Origin of the sequence: Curtobacterium sp. MCSS17_011 (genome assembly GCF_003224275.1) — a bacterium.
GTDB lineage: Bacteria > Actinomycetota > Actinomycetes > Actinomycetales > Microbacteriaceae > Curtobacterium.
Genome location: NZ_QKLE01000004.1, coordinates 236,704 through 251,109 on the forward strand (window position 1 = coordinate 236,704; position 14,406 = coordinate 251,109).

The window sequence follows — 14,406 nt, forward strand, 5'->3', positions numbered from 1 at the left end:
AGGTCGCCGCCGACCGGGGGAGATCCACCCGTCCCGAGCCCGCGCAGCGGGCGGTACCGGTGTCCCTCGCACTGGATCGTCAGGCAACGTCGTGGCAGCCTTGACCGGTTGCCGTCCCCGGCGTGTCCACCGACGACAGGAGTGCCCGTGAACGACGTCCGCGATCGATCCCACCGCTTGAACCGAGCGCCCGGGATCGCACGGCACGGACGTCTGCGGCGCTCGAGCCCCTTCGCGACCGCTGCCAAGACGGTCTCCGCCGTCGTCGCAGTGGCCCTAGTGAGCTCGGTCTCCGTCACGGCGATCGCGGCGAAGCAGGTCACGGACGACCTCGGTGACGGCGTCGAGATCCAGGGCCAGCCCGCACCGCAGGCGAAGGGCGGCGCCAAGCCGATCAGCGCCTTCAAGGGCGGGTTCAACATGCTCGTCGTCGGCACCGACAACGACCCCGAGCAGAGTGCCGCGTTCGGCGAGCGCGATGCGACCCTCAACGACGTCAACATCCTGCTGCACGTCTCGGCCGACCACACCAACGCCACCGCGGTGAGCATCCCGCGCGACCTCGTCACGCCGATCCCGGCCTGCAAGAAGACCGACGGCACGGGCACGGCCCCGGCGATGGCGGCGCAGCCGATCAACACCTCGTTCGGCGAGGGCGGCCTGAACTGCGTCACGCAGACGGTCGCCGGGCTCACCGGACTCGACATCCAGTACTCGGCCGCGGTGTCCTTCAAGGGCGTCATCGAGATGTCGAACGCGATCGGTGGCGTGCCCGTCTGTGTCGCCCAGCCCATCACCGACTCGTACACCGGGCTGAACCTGCCCGCCGGCACCTCGACCCTGCAGGGTGACGAAGCCCTGGCGTTCCTGCGCACCCGGCACGGGGTCGGCGACGGGTCGGACCTCGGTCGGATCTCGAGCCAGCAGGTGTTCCTGTCGTCGCTGCTCCGCACGGTGAAGTCGAACGACACCCTCGGTTCGCCGACCCGCCTGTACAAGCTGGCCCGGGCTGCGGCCTCGAACATGCAGCTGTCCCAGAGCCTGAACGACATCGGGACGATGGTGCAGATGGGCCTGGCGCTGCGGGACCTGCCGCTGGCGCAGGTGAACTTCGTGCAGTACCCGGGCACCACGGGCGGCACCGGCGTCTACGAGGGCAAGGTCGAGCCGACGACGTACCTGGCCGACCGGCTGTTCGCGAAGATCAAGGCCGACCAGTCGTTCTCCCTCGGGGCGGACAGCACGGGCATCGGGTCGGAGACGAACCCGACGCAGCCGAACCCGACGCAGCCGAACCCGACGGAGCCGACCGCTGCACCGTCGTCGCCGGCGGCTGCGCCGGAGCCCGCGACCCCCGCGGCGCCGGCAGCGCCGTCGTCCGCTGCACCGCGCACCCCCTCGGCGACGCCCGAGACCATCGACGGCCTCGAGGGCCAGTCCGCCGACCAGCAGACCTGCTCCAAGGCGTTCGGGTACTGACGCGCGGGCGCTGGCGCGGGCGCGGTCGGCTGCGCCTGGCCCCTCGCCGCCTTTCGCGAAAGCGACAGACTGCCGCCGAACATCCGCGGCACTCTGTCGCCCCTGGCGCCAGTGACGGCCGAGCTCCGCGGCGCACTGTCGCTTTCGTGGGCCCGACCGTTGCCGTGCCGTGCGTACGTGCGCCGGGACGTCAGCAGTCCACCCGCCCCGAACGCAGAAACGGGGGCGCGGTGGTGGGCCGCGCCCCCAGGGCAAGTCGCTCCCCGCCGGGCGCCACGCGATCGGGCGCGCCGGGCCCGCACGGGGAACGACGTCGGGTGCTGTGTCGCGACGACGGGGCGAGCCCCGGAACGTGATTGCCGCGTCCCGATGATGGTATGCAGTGGGGTACGACCCGACAACCCCCACGTGTCCCCACTTCGGGGGACCGAGCATGATGGGTCGTGCCACGCGCGGGTGTGCGTCGGGTCGAGAGTGGCGCGGTCCTCCTGTATGGTGATCGCAGCGCTCGCGAGAGTGCTTGGAGACGTCGCATAGTCCGGCCGAGTGCACCACCCTGCTAAGGTGGAGTCCCCTTTGAGGGGACCGAGGGTTCAAATCCCTCCGTCTCCGCAGTACCGACGAACTGCAGTACCGACGAAGTGCAGCACGAAACCCCGGTCCGATCGGACCGGGGTTTCGTCGTTCTCGGACCGGAAGTGCGTCAGATGGTCGCGATGCTCCCCGTCGTCGTGGTCCGCGCCGCTGCGCGACTCCGACCCCGACGCACCGCGCCCATCGCCACGAGCGTCAGCACCACGGCCGCCAGGGTGATCCCCGACCCCGCCCAGATCGGCGACGTGTACCCGAGCCCGGCCGCGATGGTCAGGCCGCCGATCCAGGCCCCGAGCGCGTTGCCGAGGTTGAACGCTGCGATGTTCGCCCCGCTCGCCAGGGTCGGCGCGTGGTCCGCGTACTGCATCACCCTCGTCTGCAGGGCCGGGACGGTCGCGAACCCGAACGCCCCCATCAGCACGAGGGCGATCACGGTGAGCACCGGCGAGGTCGCGACGAGGGCGAAGACCGCGAGCACCACGGTCAGCACGACGAGGACCACGAGCAACGTGCGGTCGATCGAGCGCGCCGCGAGCTTGCCGCCGGCGAAGTTGCCGACGAACAGCCCGATGCCGAACACGATGAGCAGCCACGGCACCGCCGACGACGGGAACCCGGACACCGAGCTCAGCGTGTACGCGATGTAGGTGAAGGCGCGGAACATCCCGCCGTAGCCGAGCACGGTCATGCCGAGCGACAGCCAGACCTGCCCGGACCGGAAGGCGCCGAGTTCGCGGGCGAGGGACGGGACGTCGCACCCTGCCTGGAGGCCCGGCGCACCTCCGCCCCGCCGGTACCGGCCCCGGGGGCGGTCACCACTCCGGCACGCGGCGGCCCCGTCGTCGACCGCACGACGAGCGTCGGCGGCACGAGTGTCCTGATGGGATCCGCCGGGGTCCCCGCAGCGGCGCCGATCCGCTCGACCAACCGCGCGGCCGCCAGGCGCCCGACCTCGTCGTTGTGCGGGTCGACCGTCGTCAGGCGCAGCAGGGGTGACGCGGCGAGCGGGGTCTCGTCGTTGCCGATCACCGAGACGTCCTGCGGCACGCGGAGTCCGGCTTCCTGCGCAGCGGCGATCGCGCCCATCGCCATGACGTCGTTCGCGGCGAACACCGCCGTCAGGTCGGAGTGCTCCCGGAGTGCCAGCCGCATGCCCTCGTAGCCGGTCGTCTCCGAGGTCGGGCCGGAGCCGTAGACCAGTGGCTCGATACCGGACGCGACCAGCTCCGCGACGGTGGCGTCGCGGCGGAGCGCAGCCGGGCCTCCCGAGCCGGTGACGTGGGCGATGCGGCGGTGACCCAGGCCGATCAGGTGATCCGCTGCCAGGCGTCCGCCGGCGGCTTCGTCGGAGGCGACTACGTCGAGTCCGCCGGGTACGTCCTCGCGCGCACCGGCGACCACGACCGGGGTGTCGGCGGGGACGACGACGTCGGGGAAGCCCTCGGCGGCGAGCACCACGCCGTCGACCCGCAGGGAGACCAGGTCGTCGAAGGGCGAGGAGTCGAGGTGGGCGTTGGCCCGGGTGTCGGCGAGGGTGAGGCGGAGTCCGTGCGGGGCGAGGGCCTCGCGGATGCCGTCGAGCATCGGCACGTACCAGGGGTTCCGGAAGTCGTCGACGATGACCCCGATGGTGCGGGTCCGGGTGCCGGCGAGGATGGCGGCGGCGCGGTTCGGGCGGTAGCCGAGCTCCGCGACGGCGGCGAGCACCGCGGAGCGGCGAGCGGGGGAGACGCCGGGGTCGTCGCGCAGCACCATCGACACCAGGGACTTCGAGACGCCTGCGCGTGCGGCGACGTCGATGATCGTCGGCGGTCGAGGGGTCACGCTGAGCCTTTCCGGCACGGTGCTTGACAGGACATGGGCTGGTGCGGCTACAGTCTACCGACACGTTCTGGAACGTTCCAGAACAGAGATCCAGCGACCTTCTCGAAGGAGAGAACATGAGCGACAGCATCGGCGTCGCCGTCATCGGCGCGGGCATGGCGGGCAAGGCCCACATGGCTGCGTGGCGGAACGCGCCCTCCCTCTTCGCCCCGACGCTGCCGCCCGTCCGGCTCGTCTCGGTCGGCGACGTCTACGAACCGCTGGCCGCCGAGGCCGCTCGTCGCTTCGGCTTCGAGCGGCACGACACGGACTGGCGGGCCATCGCGGCGGCCGACGACATCGACGTGGTGAGCGTCGTCGTCGCGAACACCCTGCACCGCGAGATCGTCGAGGGGCTGCTCGCCGCCGGCAAGCACGTGCTGTGCGAGAAGCCGCTGTCCGACTCGCTCGGCGACGCCCGGGCGATGGCTGCTGCCGCCACCGAGGCCGAACAGCGCGGGGTGCTCGGCCGCATCGGCTTCACCTACCGCCGCGCGCCCGGTCTCGCCGCGATCCAGCAGCTCGTCGAGGACGGCACGCTCGGCCGCGTCCTGCACGTCTCCGGCCGGTACTGGACCGACTACGGCGCCTCGCCCGACGTCCCGTTCTCGTGGCGCTTCGACGGGGAGCCGGGGTCCGGGGCCCTGGCCGACGTCGGCTCGCACCTGACCTACGTCGCGGAGTTCCTGGCCGGCCCGGTCCGGAGCGTCAGCGGTGGCACGTTCACCACGTCGATCGCCGAGCGCCCCGTCGCCGCCGGACACGCCCTGCGGGGGCAGGCTGCCCCGCTCACCGGCGAGACCGCCCCGGTCGGCAACGACGACTACGCCACCTTCAGTGCGCGGTTCGGCGACGGCACGGTCGTCGGGTCGCTCGAGGCCTCGCGTGTCGCGGCCGGGCACCCGAACGGGCTCGTCATCGAGGCGTTCTGCGAACGCGGCGCAGCCCGCTGGGACCAGGAGCGTGCGTCGGAGATCGGCCTCGCCCTGCGGTCCGACGGCTCGCGGCTGGGTGGGTACCGACAGGTCGTGCTCGGCCCGGACCACCCCTACGTCGCCGGGGGGATGGCGATGGACGCGCCGGGCGTCGGCTGGGGGCAGAACCAGATGTTCGAGTACCAGGCACGGGCGTTCCTCGACGAGATCGTCGGGCTGTCCGGCCCGGTGCCGGACGCCCTGCCCGCGAACGCCACGTTCGACGACGGCGTGCACAACATGGAGGTCCTCGACGCGGTGGCACGGTCCGCCGCGGCCGGGGGTGCCACCGAGATGATCAAGGAAGCAGTGACGGCATGAAACTCGGTCTCTACAACGCGATCCTGCACGACCGGCCCCTCGCCGACGCCCTCGCGGTCATCGCGGCCAACGGGCTCACCGGCATCGAGCTGAACACCGGCGGCTTCCTGCCCCCGGTGCACGTGCCCGACATCGACGCGATCCTGGTCGACGACGGGGCGCGTGACGCGTTCCTCGCGCAGTTCGCGGGGACCGGCGTCACCATCGCCGGGCTCAACTGCAACGGCAACCCGCTGCACCCCGACCCCGCGATCGGTCCCGCACACGCCGAGGACGTCCGGCGCAGCATCCGCCTCGCGGCCCGCCTCGGACAGGACCGCGTCGTCACGATGTCCGGACTGCCGGCGGGGGAGCCGGGCGGGACCCGGCCGAACTGGATCGTGAACGCCTGGAACTCGGCCGCGCTCGACGTCCTCGAACACCAGTGGAGCGTCGCGGTGCCGTTCTGGCAGGAGATCGACGCCCTGGCCCGTGAGCACGGCGTCAAGGTCGCGCTCGAGCTGCACCCGCAGAACCTCGTGTTCAACCCGGCGTCGATCCGGGAGCTCGTCGAGCGCGGCGGGCTGACCAACGTGGGGGTCGAGCTCGACGCCTCGCACCTGTTCTGGCAGCAGATGGACCCGGTCGCGGTCGCCAACGACCTCGGTCCGCTGGTGTTCCACGCCGCCGCGAAGGACGTCCGGGTCAACCCGCACGCGGCGATCAACGGGGTACTCGACAACTCGTTCCGCCGGTTGTCGCCGGACGAGTCACGCACGAACCTCGGCGGCGACGAGTGGGCGAACGAGTGGCCCAAGCCGTCGGCGTGGGACTTCGTCGCGCTCGGCAAGGGGCACGACGAGGCGTACTGGGCGTCGTTCCTCGAGGCCCTGCGTGCGATCGACCCGGGCATGTGGGTGAACATCGAGCACGAGGACACCGAGCTCGGGCGCGAAGAAGGGGTCGCGGTAGCCGCGCGCGTCCTGCGCGCCGCGGACGCGGCGCTGGCGCCCCGGTCCTGACGTCCCTCACCCGACCCGGTCACTGCCTGGAGGCTCGACAGCCGATCCGCGCACACGGTGACGGACCGCGCGTGGTGGGCCGTGCCTCCCGGCCCCACCACGCGCGGATCGGCCTCCGTTGCGCGGATCGACCAGTCCGTACACCCGTACCGGGTGCTGTCACCGGCCCGATGTAGCATGCACGACACCTGTCCCCGACGATGGAGCCCTGCGTGCCGGACCCGACCGACCCCGCCTTCCCGCTCGAACACGTGCGGGCGGTGGGCGACGACATCGTGGCCTCCGTCGCCACGGTGATCGACGGCAAGGCGGAAGCCATCCGCACGGCCCTGACGGTGATGCTCGCCGAGGGGCACCTGCTCGTCGAGGACGTCCCGGGCGTCGGCAAGACCGTGCTCGCCAAGGCGCTCGGTGCCTCGGTCGGTGGGTCCGTGAACCGCATCCAGTTCACCTCGGACATGCTGCCGTCCGACGTCACGGGTGTGAACATCTTCGACCAGTCGTCCGGCACCTTCCGGTTCTCACCCGGCCCGGTCTTCGCGAACGTCGTCATCGGCGACGAGATCAACCGCACCAGCCCGAAGACCCAGTCGGCCCTGCTCGAGGCGATGGCCGAGTCGCAGGTCACCGTCGACGGAGTGACGCGCCCGCTCGACCGTCCGTTCATGATCGTCGCGACGCAGAACCCGATCGACATGGAGGGCACGTACCCGCTGCCCGAGGCGCAGCGTGACCGCTTCATGGCCCGCATCGCGATGGGCTACCCGAGCGTCGACGCCGAACGGCAGATGCTCGCGAACCGCGGCGGCAGCGACCCGCTGTCGCGCCTGCGGCCGATCGTCGACGTCACCACGCTGCGGGCGATCATCGAGGCCGTCGCCGGGGTGCACATCGCCCCCGACGTCGAGGCGTACATCATCGCGATCGTCCGGTCGACGCGCACCCACCCCGACCTCGTACTCGGTGCGAGCCCCCGCGCGACGCTGCACCTGGCGCAGGCCGCCCGTGCGCACGCGGCCCTCGCCGGCCGCCCGTTCGTCACCCCCGACGACGTCGCGGCGCTCGCCCCGATCGTGCTCGCGCACCGGCTCGTGCCGGTCGCCCGTGGGCTCGGCGGCACCGGCGAGGACACCGTGCGCGAGATCGTCGTGCGCATCGTCTCGGACACCGCAATCCCGTTCACGGCCACCCCCGTCCGCTCCTGATGGCCGGTCCATCGGCACCGCCGTCGCTGCTGCGACGCGTCGGTGCCGCGCGGTCCGCGGCGACCCGGTTCGGCCGCCGCGGGCTCTCGTTGGCGCGCCGGACCCCGTTCCCGCGCCCGACGATCCGGGGCTGGACGGTCATCGCCGTCGGCATCGGCCTGGTCGGCGGCGGATTGGTCGGCACCACGAGCGTCGCGGTCACGGCCGGCCTGCTGCTGCTCGTGCTGGTCGTGCTCGGCATCGTGATGGCGTTCGTCGTCGCCACCCCGCTCCGCGGCAGCCGCAGCACCGCACGGGCGATCGTGCAGGTGGGCGAGGTCTACCGGGAACGCATCACCCTCGGCAGCACCAGCCTGCGGATCGGCCCACGGGCGACGCTGCTCGTGCGCGAGCAGCTCGAGGATTCCTTCGCCAGCCTGGCCGAGGCGGAGACCTACGCCGAGGTCGGCCCGAACCTGCCACCGGCCGTGCTCGACGTCGAGGCGCTCGCGATGCACCGCGGCCGCACCCTGGTCGGGCCGGTGACGATCCGGGTGGAGGACCCGTTCGGCCTGCTCCGGATCGACCGTCCCGTCGTCCCGGCCGAAGAGGTCGTCGTCGTCCCGGCCTCGGCACCCCTCGGGGCGATCGACGCCGGCGCGCTCGCCGGTGCGGTCTCGGCCGACGAGGGCCGGGTCGGGCAGGGCGGCTCGGCCGACGACAGCGAACTCCGCCCGTACCGACCGGGGGACCCGATCCGTCGGGTGCACTGGGCCCAGAGTGCGCGACGCGGGGAACTCCACGTCCGCCAGACCACCCAGGCCCAGCCGCCCGAGGCCGTGATCGCACTGGACGTCCGGCGGGAGTCCTACCAGCGGCTCGGCCGAGAGGACCTCGCCGAGCTCTCCGACCTGGGCGGCGACCAGGCCTTCGAGCACGCCGTCGTGGTGGCCGCCAGTGTCGCCCGCGCGCTCGCCGCCCGGACCTCGCGCGTCGTGCTCGTGTTCGACGGCCCCGACGGCAGCACCCGGCACGCGGGCGACGTCGGTGGCCTCACCGACGTGCTCGTCGGGCTCGCCGACGTCCGGCTGCGTACCGATGCCCGACAGGTCACCGACGTCCTGCCCGAGGTCCGTGGCCGCGACGTGCACGGCATGACCGCCGTCGTGACCGGCACCTGCACCGCGGACGAAGCCGCCGAGCTCGTCAGCGCGACCAGCGGGTCGAGCCGCGGCATCCTGGCGACGATCGTGCCGCCGGACCCGGCCGTCCGGGGCATCCTCGACCGTGGCGGCTGGCGGACCCTCGTGGTGCCGGTCGTCGGCGCGACGCCGTCCGGAGCCGCACGGTGACCGGGGTGAGCGCACCGGCGCGTGGTCGTGCCGACGTGCGCGAGATCCTCGACCGCGACGACGACCTGCGTGACGTCCCGAGCGCCTGGGTCGTGGCCCTCGCGCCGGTGCCGGTGCTCCTCGCCGCCCTCGCCATCCGCCCGCTCGTGCAGGGCATCGCCTGGTGGGCATCGGGCGTCGTCGTCGTCGCCGTGCTCGTCGCCGTGATGCTCGCCGTACGCCGCCAGACGCCCGGCATCCGCTTCGTCGTCCTGGTCGGCACGGTCATCGCCTGCTCGTGCGCCGTCGCACTGGTCAACGACATCCAACCGCTCGGGTGGCTCGACGCCGACGGGGCCCTCGGGGAGACGCTCGCCGCGATCCGCCTGAACCCCGCACCACTGCCGCAGACCGACGCGATCCGGCTCGTCGTCACCGCGTCGATCGGCTGGGTGGCGGCGGTCTCGCTGTTCCTCGCCGCCATCGCGCGGATCCCGTCGCTCGCCGCGGCACCGGCCCTCGTCATCCTGATCGTGCCCGGTGTCATCACCGGGCAGCCCGCCGGCACCCCGCTCGTCATCACCACGGCGGTGGCGTTCCTCGCCCTGCTCTGGCTGTCGGTCCGCCCGGTGCAGCGCGCCCTGCCGGCCGCGGTGGTCGGGGCGATCGGGCTCGTCGTGGCCATCGGGCTGCCGACGATCGTGCCGCTCAACGCCAGCTGGCTCTCCGGCGTCACCGGGGCGATCCAGTCACCGATCCAGCCCGGACGGCCCGGCACCCTGCTCGAACTCGGCAACGACCTGCGCCGTCCGAGCGAGCTCGAGGTGTTCCGGTACCGCTCGTCGGACGGGCAGCCCGAGTACCTCAAGCTCGCCGACCTGGACGAGTTCGGCACGGGCGACTGGGTGCCGACCGTGACGAACGCCGCCGAGGCCGACACCGCCGACGAGCAGCAGTGGGCCGAGGGCGTCAACCCGCGCCTGGCGAGCCGTGGCGACGTGACCGTCCGGATCACCGGCCTGTCGAGCACCTACCTGCCGGTGCCGTCGGGTGCGGTGTCGATCGAGTCGCAGTCCACCAACCTCGACCTGTCGCAGTGGCGGTGGATGGGGAACTCGAGCACCGTCCGGTCGACCGGAGCCGCGACCGCCCGCGGTGCGATGTACGAGGTCTACGGGGCCTCGACCTTCGCCAACGACTACCTCGACGCGGTCGCCGCCTCGGGGGTGCTCGCGCGCTCCGACGGCCGTGGCTTCCGGGAACCCAGCCGCCAGCAACTGCGCACCGACCTCGCCCTGCCCGACGACTTGCCCGCCAACATCTCGGCCGCCGCCACCCGCGTCGCCGCCGCTGCCACCGACGACTACGGGCGGGCACGCGCGCTCGAGCAGTGGTTCCGCAGCGACCTGTTCACGTACTCCGAGACGGCACCGGTGGAGCAGGGCTACGACGGCGACAGCATGGACGTCGTCTCGACCTTCCTCCGGGTCCGCGACGGGTACTGCGTGCACTTCTCGTCGGCGATGGCCGTGATGGCCCGCACGCTCGGCATCCCCTCGCGCATCGCGGTCGGGTACCGGGCCGGGTCGCCCCAGCCCGACGGCGAGTACGCGGTGTCGAACCGGCAGCTGCACTCCTGGCCCGAGCTGTACATCCAGGGCGCCGGGTGGGTCGCCTTCGAGCCGACGCCCGACTCCGACGAGGCCGCGCCGTCCGAAGAACCCTCGGCCTCGCCGACCGCAGCGGCACCGGAGACCCCGCTGCCGGCGCCCGAGCAGACCACCCCGGCGGAAGAGTCGGCGTCACCGACCCCGTCGGCGTCCCCGGCGCCCGGCGCCGCAGGTGCGTCCGGCACCGGTGGCGGGGGTGGCCCGGTCGGACTCCTGGTCGGCCTGCTGCTCGTGCTCGCGGTCCTCGTCGCCCCGGGCCTCGTGCGCGCTGTCCGCCGCCGGTCCAGGCTGTCGGCGATCGCCGCCGGGCGATCACCCGCCGTGCAGGCGTGGCGGGAGCTGCTCGACGACGTCGCCGACCACGGGTACGCCCCGGGCATCGCGCCGCCGGGTGACGCCGCCGCCGTGGCCCGGACCGCCCGAGCCGTGCTCGGACGCCTGCGGCCCGGGCTGCCGGCGTCGGTCCTGCCGCACCTGGAGGCCACGGTCGACGCTGTCGACCACGAGCGCTTCGCCGCCGACGGGGCCGCATCGGTGGACACTGCGGCGTTGGGGCGTCACGTCCGTGAAGCTCGTGACGCTCTCGACGCGTCGGCGCCCGCCCTGCGCGTCGTGCGGTCGCGCCTATTGCCACCGAGCCTGCTGCCGTCGTCCGCCTGGTCCCACGACGGGCCGAAGCCCCGCCGTCGGGATCGCCGCACGGCCTGACGCGGGCGCGTGCGCGTCAGCACGGTGCGAGGGCGCGCCCACCGCACCCCACGTCAGCGCCGGCGGATGACCGCCTCGACCAGGGCGGCGATGAGCTCGCCCGGGTCGACCCCCGGCAGCGCCGGCGCGTCGAACACCAGGCCGACGTTCGCCCCGATGAGCACGGTCGCGAACTCCTCCGGGGTCATGCCGACGTCGACCTCGGGGTGTGCACCGAGCCACAGCCGCACGAGTTCGAGCACCCCGTCCTGCAGGACCCGGCGCTGCCGGATGAACTCGGGCAGGAACTCGGGGTGCCGCACGGCGTACCCGCGGAACGCCGAGAGCAGCGCGAACTGCTCGCTCTGGTCGTGTTGCCCGAACGCGGCGCGCAGGACGTCCCCGACGTCGACGGCGGCGATGTCGGCGTGCACGAGCTGCTGCAGTGAGCCGAGCACCAGGTTCGTGGACCGCTGCATGACCTGCGCGAGCAGGTCCTCCTTGGACGAGAAGTTCGAGTAGACCGCACCCTTGCTGAACCCCGCGCGCGCGGCGACGTCGTCGAGCCGGGCGCCGTACACACCCTGTTCGGCGAAGACTGCGGCGCCGGCGGCGAGCAGACGCTCCCGGACCTCGGCCCTCGGGATGCGCTGGGTGTGGGAAGCGTCATCGCTCATCGGTTGCTGCTCCGACCTGTGCTCGTGGTCGTCGGGGAGAGCATCGTGGAGGAGACCTGCCGCGCCGCGCGTCTGATCCCGCGCGGCATCAGCGAAGCCCCCATCCCCACGTCTGCTCGGAACCGGCGCGTTCGGGTCGCGTCGGTGCTGTGCGGACAGCGTTCACCGGGATCATCCCCGGCAGAACTGCCAGGACGATACCCGGCGGTACTGATCGTAGCGTCGCGGAGCCGCGGGGGACAGCCCCTCAGTCCTCGTGCTCTTCTCGGACACTGCCGGCACCGGTCCGACGGCCCGGACGCCGGAGCAACCGGAGGGCGTCCGGCCGCAGGCTCCGACCGCGGCGGAGCAGTGAACCGAGGGTCGACTTCGGCTGCCAGTCACGGCCGTTCGGCAGCCCCCAGCCCCGGCGGACCGCTCCCCAGCGGAGCCCGAGCGACAGGGTGATCGCGAGCAGGATGCCGAGCGACGGCGACCCGAGCGCGGACGCGATCACCATCACGGCCGACGCGGCGACGGCCACGGTGGCGTACAGCGCGTTCCCGCCGAACACCGCCGGCACCCGCCGCAGCAGCAGGTCACGCATGGCTCCGCCGCCGACCGCGGTGATGGTCCCCATGATGATCGCGGCGGGCCAGTCGAGCCCGGCGTCGTAGGTCCGCTGCACGCCGACCACGGCCCAGAACCCGATCACGGCGGCGTCGAGCACGGTGAACAGCCGGTCCCACGTGAGCTCGGAGAACGACACGAGGAAGGCGATGAGCGCCCCGGCGACGGCGACCGGCACGTACAGCGGGTCGACGAGCGCGACGGGCGGTCCGTTCTGCAGCAGGGTGTCGCGGAGCATCCCGCCGCCGAGTCCGGAGACGAACCCGACGACCAGGAACCCGAACAGGTCGAAGTCCATCGCGCGGGCGATGGAGCCGCCGAGCAGGGCGGACGCGAACACCCCGGCCAGGTCGAGCACGTTCGTGACCGACGCCAGGCCGTCGACGGACAGCAGGTTCATGAGAACCATCAAACATCACGTCGCACGGCTGGCGGGCCGTTCGACGGTTAGGTTAGCCTCACCTTCGTCATGCTCGCCACTCTCGTCATCGGTCTCCGTGAAGGCCTCGAAGCCACGCTCATCGTCGGCATCATCGCCGCGTTCCTGCGTCGCAACCGCGTCCCGCTCGCCCCGATGTGGTCGGGCGTCGGGCTCGCGGTGCTGCTCAGCATCGCCGTCGGCTTCGGGTTGCAGGCCGTCGAGCAGGCGCTGCCGCAGGCCCAGCAGGAGGGCATGGAGGCGGTCATCGGCATCGTCGCCGTCGTCTTCGTCACGGGCATGATCGTCTGGATGCGCACGCACGCGCGCACCCTGACCGCCGACCTCGAGGCCAGTGCGACCGCGGCCCTCGGCAGGGGCACCGCCTGGGCACTCGCCGGCATGGCGTTCCTCGCCGTCCTGAAGGAGGGCTTCGAGACCTCGGTGTTCCTCCTCGCCACGTTCCAGGCGTCGTCGGACACCGGCCTCGCCGCCCTCGGGGCCGTGATCGGCATCGCGGCCGCGGTCGTCGTCGGTTTCGGCATCTACACGGGTGGTGTCCGCCTCGACCTGTCGCGGTTCTTCACCGGCACCGGGGTCTTCCTGGTCTTCGTCGCCGGTGGCCTGGTGCTGACCGTCCTCCGCCGCGCGCACGAGGCCGGCTGGATCGTCATCGGCCAGCAGCGCACCGTCGACCTGTCGTGGCTCGCCCCGAACGGTTCCGTGCAGGGCGCCCTGGTCACCGGCGTGCTCGGCATCCCGCCGGACCCGCGGGTCATCGAGGTGCTCGGCTGGGTCCTCTACGTCGTCCCCGTGCTGGCGCTGACCCTCTGGCCGCGCGCCTGGCGTCCGTCACCGGACCGTGTGCCCCGGGTGCGCGCCGTCGTCGCCGGTGCACTCGCCGTCGCCGCAGCAGCACTCGCGATCGCCGTGCCGACGGGCGGGGTGGACCTGCCCCGCAGGACCGCGGTCAGCGGTGACGCCAGCTCCGTCTCGGCCAGCGTCGACGGTGCGTCCGGAGTCCTGCGGGTGGACGGCACCGGCCAGGAGGCCCCGATCACCCTGCCGACGTCGGCCCACCGCCGCGTCACCCGCGCGGGCGTGTCCGCCGACCGGTGGCGAGTCGTGCAGGACGGCACCGGTGCGCAGGGGAGCGGTGCAGATCGTCCGTCGACGCTGACGCTCGACGACCTCGTCACCCTGTTCGGCCGCCTGCCCGTCGGGGTCTCCCCGTCGACGAACCCCGGTCCGTTCGCGGCCCGCTGGGCCGTGCGCGACACGGTGACCCTGTGGGCCGTCCGTGGTGGGGTCCTGGACGCGACCCGCGACGAACGCGAGGTGCTGACGCTGAGCGGTGGGGGCCTCCCGTCCGCGCGCACCACGACCCTGGACCGCACCGTCTGGTCCGTCCCCGACGCCCGCGTCGAGCGGTCGGCCGCCTCGGTGGCCGCCGCGGACTCGCGATCAGCCGACCTGCTGCTCTGGAAGGCCTGGCTGCCGATCGCCCTCGGCGTCGCGGCCGCCGCCCAGGCGCTGCTGGCCGTCCGTGACCGCCGTCGCCGGCGGCTCCCCACCACCCCTGTCTCTTATACACATCT

At 72.9% G+C, this 14,406-nt stretch carries 10 protein-coding genes, 1 tRNA gene and 1 pseudogene; 8 read left to right on the plus strand and 4 right to left on the minus strand.

Annotation, left to right across the window (positions count from 1 at the left end):
- Positions 1-147: 147 nt before the first annotated feature.
- The gene (locus tag DEJ17_RS04990) at positions 148-1,479 is read left to right on the plus strand and encodes an LCP family protein (RefSeq protein ID WP_110892371.1); all 1,332 of its coding nucleotides are present in this window, start codon (positions 148-150) and stop codon (positions 1,477-1,479) included.
- A 522-nt stretch (positions 1,480-2,001) separates the two neighbouring features.
- Positions 2,002-2,091 (plus strand) — tRNA-Ser (locus tag DEJ17_RS04995).
- A gap of 91 nt (positions 2,092-2,182) precedes the next feature.
- Here the strand turns inward: DEJ17_RS04995 and DEJ17_RS05000 are convergent.
- Together DEJ17_RS05000 and DEJ17_RS05005 are read right to left on the minus strand one after the other, a co-directional pair.
- Positions 2,183-2,818: pseudogene (locus DEJ17_RS05000) on the minus strand (MFS transporter); the annotation flags it as partial.
- A complete protein-coding gene (locus DEJ17_RS05005) occupies positions 2,758-3,897 on the minus strand; it encodes a LacI family DNA-binding transcriptional regulator (RefSeq protein WP_258366662.1) in 1,140 nt (379 codons plus the stop codon). The pseudogene DEJ17_RS05000 and the gene DEJ17_RS05005, both read right to left, overlap by 61 nt.
- A gap of 116 nt (positions 3,898-4,013) precedes the next feature.
- Here DEJ17_RS05005 and DEJ17_RS05010 point away from each other — a divergent pair, with 116 nt between their 5' ends.
- The 5 genes from DEJ17_RS05010 to DEJ17_RS05030 all read left to right on the plus strand — a co-directional run bounded on the left by DEJ17_RS05010 (position 4,014) and on the right by DEJ17_RS05030 (position 11,125).
- Positions 4,014-5,231 carry a Gfo/Idh/MocA family protein gene (locus DEJ17_RS05010; protein WP_110892341.1) on the plus strand — a complete coding sequence of 406 codons (1,218 nt, stop codon included), beginning with the start codon at positions 4,014-4,016 and terminating at the stop codon, positions 5,229-5,231.
- Positions 5,228-6,232, plus strand: coding sequence for a sugar phosphate isomerase/epimerase (locus DEJ17_RS05015; protein WP_110892342.1), 1,005 nt, complete (start codon positions 5,228-5,230; stop codon positions 6,230-6,232). Before DEJ17_RS05010 ends, DEJ17_RS05015 begins: the two co-directional genes overlap by 4 nt.
- A 200-nt stretch (positions 6,233-6,432) precedes the next feature.
- Positions 6,433-7,437 (plus strand): MoxR family ATPase, encoded by a 1,005-nt coding sequence (locus DEJ17_RS05020; protein ID WP_110892343.1) that lies wholly within the window; start codon positions 6,433-6,435, stop codon positions 7,435-7,437.
- Complete coding sequence (locus tag DEJ17_RS05025; RefSeq protein WP_110892344.1) at positions 7,437-8,768, plus strand: DUF58 domain-containing protein; 1,332 nt, start codon at positions 7,437-7,439, stop codon at positions 8,766-8,768. Before DEJ17_RS05020 ends, DEJ17_RS05025 begins: the two co-directional genes overlap by 1 nt.
- Positions 8,769-8,773: 5 nt before the next feature.
- Positions 8,774-11,125, plus strand: a complete 2,352-nt coding sequence (locus DEJ17_RS05030) for a DUF3488 and transglutaminase-like domain-containing protein (RefSeq protein WP_146239630.1) — start codon at positions 8,774-8,776, stop codon at positions 11,123-11,125.
- Positions 11,126-11,178: 53 nt separating this feature from the next.
- Here the strand turns inward: DEJ17_RS05030 and DEJ17_RS05035 are convergent, their stop codons facing one another.
- A complete protein-coding gene (locus tag DEJ17_RS05035; protein WP_110892346.1) occupies positions 11,179-11,781 on the minus strand; it encodes a TetR/AcrR family transcriptional regulator in 603 nt (200 codons plus the stop codon).
- Positions 11,782-12,028: 247 nt separating this feature from the next.
- Entirely contained in the window at positions 12,029-12,790 is a 762-nt protein-coding gene (locus DEJ17_RS05040; protein WP_071406483.1) for a trimeric intracellular cation channel family protein, read from the minus strand.
- 69 nt (positions 12,791-12,859) lie between these two features.
- On the opposite strand from DEJ17_RS05040, the gene efeU reads away from it, so the two are divergent.
- Positions 12,860-14,406 (plus strand): iron uptake transporter permease EfeU (gene efeU / locus DEJ17_RS18015; protein WP_110892347.1); only part of this gene is annotated, 1,547 nt, incomplete at its 3' end.

Excerpts from the sequence above, each read along its gene's own strand:
- DEJ17_RS05020 (WP_110892343.1), top strand. The coding sequence starts at position 6,433 with ATGGAGCCCTGCGTGCCGGACCCGACCGACCCCGCCTTCCCGCTCGAA.
- DEJ17_RS05010 (WP_110892341.1), top strand. The coding sequence starts at position 4,014 with ATGAGCGACAGCATCGGCGTCGCCGTCATCGGCGCGGGCATGGCGGGC.
- DEJ17_RS05025 (WP_110892344.1), top strand. The coding sequence starts at position 7,437 with ATGGCCGGTCCATCGGCACCGCCGTCGCTGCTGCGACGCGTCGGTGCC.
- DEJ17_RS05035 (WP_110892346.1), bottom strand. The coding sequence starts at position 11,781 with ATGAGCGATGACGCTTCCCACACCCAGCGCATCCCGAGGGCCGAGGTC.
- DEJ17_RS05040 (WP_071406483.1), bottom strand. The coding sequence starts at position 12,790 with ATGAACCTGCTGTCCGTCGACGGCCTGGCGTCGGTCACGAACGTGCTC.
- DEJ17_RS05015 (WP_110892342.1), top strand. The coding sequence starts at position 5,228 with ATGAAACTCGGTCTCTACAACGCGATCCTGCACGACCGGCCCCTCGCC.